This is a genomic window from Pseudobacter sp., assembly GCF_051955275.1.
GTDB lineage: Bacteria > Bacteroidota > Bacteroidia > Chitinophagales > Chitinophagaceae > Pseudobacter.
On sequence record NZ_JBQCGW010000188.1, the window covers coordinates 1 to 5,069 of the forward strand.

At 46.7% G+C, this 5,069-nt stretch carries 5 protein-coding genes; 1 reads left to right on the forward strand and 4 read right to left on the reverse strand.

Annotated elements, in window-relative coordinates; translation table 11 throughout:
- Nucleotides 1-79 precede the first annotated feature (79 nt).
- From ACTHMC_RS16340 to ACTHMC_RS16355, 4 genes are read right to left on the reverse strand one after another with little or no spacing between them, the layout of a single operon-like run.
- The gene (locus ACTHMC_RS16340) at nt 80-1,180 is read right to left on the reverse strand and encodes a DUF1972 domain-containing protein (RefSeq protein WP_440414613.1); all 1,101 of its coding nucleotides are present in this window, start codon (nt 1,178-1,180) and stop codon (nt 80-82) included.
- Entirely contained in the window at nt 1,177-2,274 is a 1,098-nt protein-coding gene (locus ACTHMC_RS16345) for a glycosyltransferase family 4 protein (protein WP_440414615.1), read from the reverse strand. Before ACTHMC_RS16345 ends, ACTHMC_RS16340 begins: the two co-directional genes overlap by 4 nt.
- The gene (locus ACTHMC_RS16350; protein WP_440414617.1) at nt 2,216-3,457 is read right to left on the reverse strand and encodes a hypothetical protein; all 1,242 of its coding nucleotides are present in this window, start codon (nt 3,455-3,457) and stop codon (nt 2,216-2,218) included. Before ACTHMC_RS16350 ends, ACTHMC_RS16345 begins: the two co-directional genes overlap by 59 nt.
- A gap of 4 nt (nt 3,458-3,461) precedes the next feature.
- The gene (locus ACTHMC_RS16355; protein WP_440414619.1) at nt 3,462-4,343 is read right to left on the reverse strand and encodes a hypothetical protein; all 882 of its coding nucleotides are present in this window, start codon (nt 4,341-4,343) and stop codon (nt 3,462-3,464) included.
- A gap of 441 nt (nt 4,344-4,784) precedes the next feature.
- Here ACTHMC_RS16355 and ACTHMC_RS16360 point away from each other — a divergent pair.
- The coding region (locus ACTHMC_RS16360; protein ID WP_440414621.1) for a sugar transferase at nt 4,785-5,069 on the forward strand (285 nt) is incomplete at its 3' end.

A 5,069-nucleotide genomic window follows, 5' to 3' on the forward strand; every position in this document is an offset into this window, starting at 1 on the left:
GTTGATGGCCAGCAGTGAAAAAAGGATGGTTATGGTAATACCACTGATCACAGCAAGCCTGCACCAGTAATAATAAGCATTAGTTGTTGGGTTCATAAAGAGCTTGTGTCAGATAGTTTTCGAGCAGATCCGTTATATGTTTCCAGGAATAATGCTCAGCTATCTTGTTGTTGTTATTTCGAATATAAGCGGAATAAGCCGTTTTATCAATCCTTCTGTTGAGATGTACAGTGATCTGTTCCGGCGTTGAGAAATAAAATGCATCGGAGCCGAGTACGGACTTGTTGAAGATATTGTCATGCGCCACTATCAGCGACTGGGAAGCCATGGCTTCCAGCAACGATGGGTTGGTGCCTCCAACCGAATGACCATGAAAATAGAGATGAGAGAAATGACGAAGATTGTTCAGCAACCCGAAATCATACACAGGACCCAGAAAGCGGATGCGCTCAGTTTCATACGTTGATTTCAGATAAGAGCCGAACTTATTGGTATGATTACCGATCAGTACCAGCGGTTCATCGATGGATGAATGCCGGTAACCTTTCAGTACAGTCTCGATATTGTTCTCAGGCTCCATCCTTGCTATCAGCAGGTTGTAGCCATAATTACTGAGGTTGTATTTTGAAGGAGCGGTTGCGTCCGTCTCTGTAAAGAGCGATGCGCCATAGGCGATGAAAGCCGCGTCCTTATTGTATTTGCTGCGCAGGTATTCCTGTATGCCGATGGAGTCGGCAATGAGTTTATCGCTCTTCATTGCCGCCCAGCGTTCCGCTTTCAGCAGGAATTGCTGCACGCGGGGTGAATACTTGCTGCGCTTCCATTCCAGCCCGTCCATATTGGTCACCAGTACTGCTTTCTTCGGAAAGAGGGAGCTCCAGATACTGCTGCTGGTATAACCCAGCTGCAGGATCACATCATAATCTCGCTTGCGTGCATCCAGGATGCAGTTGAGATCATAAATGAATTGCCCGGCAGTACCGATCCTGTTTTCAGGATCATATTTTGAAATGATATTCACTCCTTTCCAGGAGCTTTCCTTATAAGGATGGAGGGAAGAATTGTATACCGTTACATCATGGCCACGTTCTACCAGGGCAGGGCCCACAAATTCCACGAATTGCTCGAAGCCGCCATACTGATTAGGTATGCCCCTTATGCCGATGATGCCTATTTTCATAATTTGCTTTGTATGCCGGGCACCTGCCGGTATGCATCCAATGTGGCCCTGGCCGTCTGCTCCCAGGTGAAAGCAGTGCTGATCCTGGTTCTTAATGGTGCATTGAATGGCGCGGTGGCGGCCTGGTCTACGGCTGCAAATATAGTTTCACTACTCATAGGATCACAATACCAGGCATAATTCATGAAATATTCACGTGTATCGCCTTTGTCCGTGATCACAATATTGCAGCCCATCACGGCGGCTTCCAGCGTACTCAGACCGGTGGTTTCAAACCAGCTGGGCAAGGCGTGCACCCTGGCGCGCTGGTACCAGCGCAGCAATTCTTCCTGCGGAATATTACTCACAAAAGATACATTGGGGCCGGCAGCTGCATGGCAGGCGGCATTATATGCCTGCTGGTTGGGCCCGGGAGCCCCGATGATCACCAGCCGGTATTTTGTATTGCTGAGTGCTTTGATGAGGTTGAGCTGGTTCTTTCTTCCTTCGATCCTGCCAGCGCAGATCACCAGGTCATTTTCCCGCTGAATGGAAGGATCGGGTTTGAAGAGGGAGCTGTCGATGGCATTCGGCACTACTGCATATTTATGGGGCAGGCCATATCTTGCTTCCAGCCGATTGTACTCGCTGTGTGAATTGGGCAGCAGCAATGCGGATTTCCGGATGATCTGGCGCACACTGCGGCGCTGTCCCAGCCAGAGATAGGACCAGCTGATGATCTTCTCCCCGTTCAGCAGCGCCCGGGCCACCACTTTCGCATATTCCAGCCAGTCTGATGGAAAGATCTTCGCCAGCATGCCCAGCTTGCCGCCGCGCGCCTTCTTTTCATACTCGGAGTAATCCACAAAAATCGGAGATATCACATAGGGAAGTCCGGATCTGCTGATATGGAGCAGGATATCGGCAGGCCTGATGATATTGAAAAAATGGATCAGCTGGTAACCGCTGTAATCGATCACTTCATTACATAACCTGATATCCACCTCCAGGCCCAGTGCCCGCAGCTGTTTGGCTGTATTGGAGACCTGAACGGTATCACCGCCCTTGTCTTTCCACAGCGTTGCCCTTGATATGAACAGTACTCTCAAACTCATCAAAAGATCCTTTATGGAATGCCAGTAACCAGATCGCATACTCTGCCACGTTAGTGAGGTAGCTTCCGGTGAACTGGTAGATAAATATAAACAAGAACAGGCCTAACCTGTAATAATTCCTGTACACTTTTGTGGAGAAGAAGAACCAGCCCTGCAAAGCAAAGCGGATGATCAGGCCCAGGATGCCATAGCTGGCAAGCGTATCGGCCGTAGCGTTGGGAATACGCACTTCACTCAGCGGCATGGAAGGCTGTTGGTAGAACTGACGGAAAAGATCCAGCCCCAGCACTTTGGTTTGTCCGGGTCCCGCGCCGAACCAGATACTTTTCATTTCAGCGATCTTCCAGCTGAGGAAATAACTGTCCGTAGTTCGGCCGCGGAAAGAAGTATCGTCTCCCGCAAATACCCTGGCCAGCCTTTGGCCCACCACATTATCCGGAAAGAAAAGCATCAGGATGGTAAAGCCAATGATCAGGATGGCCAGTATGGAAAAGATATAAATGAACTGACGGCTGTTGACCAATTGACGGATGGCAAACAGCATGATCAGCAGAATGGCGATGAGCATGCCTGATAAAACACCGAATGAGAGTGATAGGATCAGCGGAATACTTACCAGTAAAAGCGTGGTAACAGGGTGGGGTAACCGAAGAAAGATCGTCTTCAGGTAGTAATACAAAGCCACCGGCACCAGCAATAATGAATAATAAGATGCTTCATAGGCAAGCAACTTCAGCCTGCGGATATTGTAGAGCAGGGTGAGCTCGTTACTGAACCAGAAATATCCGGATATGGCCGGAAAGGGCAGAGTAAGCACCGCCACTATTACCAGCAGAAAATTTATGATCAATACCTGTTTGTAAAGTGTACGCAATGTATGGCAGTTGCGCAGGAACTGGTAACAACAGAGGATGAATACATATACAGTGAAGATCAGTGTCAGCGAAGTGAAATAGAAATTCAGGTTCACCCCCTGGAGATAATGCACCAGGGCAAATGCACCGGCAACAGGAAAGAACCAGGCGATATGTCTGAAAGACGGATACCGGGCCAGCCAGATCAGGCCAATAGGGGTGAGCAGCGTAGTATACAATAATCCATGTGGCAACAGAAAGCTGTTGGCAAAGAAGTAAAGCAATACTATCGGCAGGTATTTGTTGATATATGGTCCCTGGTTATTCATTCACTCAGGGCGTGGTCAGTTTTCTGCGAATGGTGATGATAAAGGAAAGCAGTACGCCCAGTAACAGGGCAACCAATCCGCCCTTGATCACAGGCCGTTTCCAGGAAATTTCAGCCGGATCCCTTACAAACCTGAATCCCTCCACTTTAGATACGGCGGTAGATTCAAATGCCATCATACGCTGGGCAGCTTCTTTTTCCTGCAGGAGGTATTGTACATAAAAGCCTGTAGGATTTACTGTATTTCCTGTTTTCGTATATGCCTGAACGGAAGACAGCAGGGTATTTGCCGAATCCAGTTTACGAAGTTCTTTATTGATGAAGGCCAGCTTTTCCGCCTGGATCTCTTTTTCTTTTTGCCTGGAACTTACTACAAATGGTAATGAATTCAGGTAATTGAGAAAGGCCTGGCTGAGGGTATCTGCGGGAGTCTGATCATTCTGGAGGGTAACTGAGAGCTTGAACACCCTGTCCCGCACCTGGCTATTGGTATCAGACAATACCATATTATAAAGAGTGCGGGAGTTGATGGCGGTAATGGAGGCAGCTGTTTGCGGTGGAATTTTCAATGCATCGGACAATTCTTTTACCGAACCGGTGGAGGCGAGTTGGTTCAACTGGTCAAGCAATTCCCCGTAAGTTCTCGGACTGAGTGTATTGAACCTGATCAGCATAGTGCCTTTATATTGGTAGGAAGTGCATGAATAACGGTACAAACCAAAGCCGATCCCGAGCAGTAAAGCGATAAGCAGGATGAAACGTCCACTGATAATGGAAATGATCAGCAGGTCGAATAACCTGAAAAGTAAACGAAAGAAAGCGCGCGCAGTGTTTGTAAAGCCGGATAAGTAGATATGGTCTTCAGGATGCAGCTGTTGATCTTTCATGATCTGAATTCATTTTAACATACTGTTAGAAACAAGCATGCCAGTAATCAAAAGTAAGAAAATTAGTTAATTGCCTTCCCCGTCTAAGGCAGGAGCATCTGATTGATAAGATATTAGGCACACATGTTGCATGAGTATCGGAGCAAAGAAGAAAAAAATAGCTGAACACCATAATTGGTAAAAAAATGTTACAGTCTTAGTCTCCTGCAATAATTGGAATCGCCTTAAAAATAATTTCATCCAAGCAACGTTTAGTTTCGGCGGGATGTCACTTACCTGAATAACAGGATCATGCGAAGAACGGGGGCAATTTCACAATTTTGAGGCTGACCGTTTATTATTATTAATAAAATTTGTTTCCTTTGCATGATTAAGGCGTAAGTAGGAATAACTTTTTATGAATTGGCCTCTCTTCCGGAGAGGAAAAAGCACTAATTACCGATGATGATAATTCCCTCTACGCCGGTCCAATCCTTCACAAGAAAGACCGGCTTTAATGCAGATACCGTCGCCTTACGATCCTACGTGGTTGAGAAGCGTAGATACTTCATGGTTAAAAGGGGCTTCGATATTATTCTTTCATCTTTGGTTATCATATTCATTATCAGTTGGTTATTTCCAATCATCGCATTACTCATCAAGCTTGATTCAAATGGTCCGGTATTTTTTATCCAACGCCGTGTAGGCCGCTGGGGTAAAAGTTTTAAATGCTTGAAATTCAGAACA

Excerpts from the sequence above, each read along its gene's own strand:
- ACTHMC_RS16340 (WP_440414613.1), bottom strand. The coding sequence starts at position 1,180 with ATGAAAATAGGCATCATCGGCATAAGGGGCATACCTAATCAGTATGGC.
- ACTHMC_RS16345 (WP_440414615.1), bottom strand. The coding sequence starts at position 2,274 with ATGAGTTTGAGAGTACTGTTCATATCAAGGGCAACGCTGTGGAAAGAC.
- ACTHMC_RS16350 (WP_440414617.1), bottom strand. The coding sequence starts at position 3,457 with ATGAATAACCAGGGACCATATATCAACAAATACCTGCCGATAGTATTG.
- ACTHMC_RS16355 (WP_440414619.1), bottom strand. The coding sequence starts at position 4,343 with ATGAAAGATCAACAGCTGCATCCTGAAGACCATATCTACTTATCCGGC.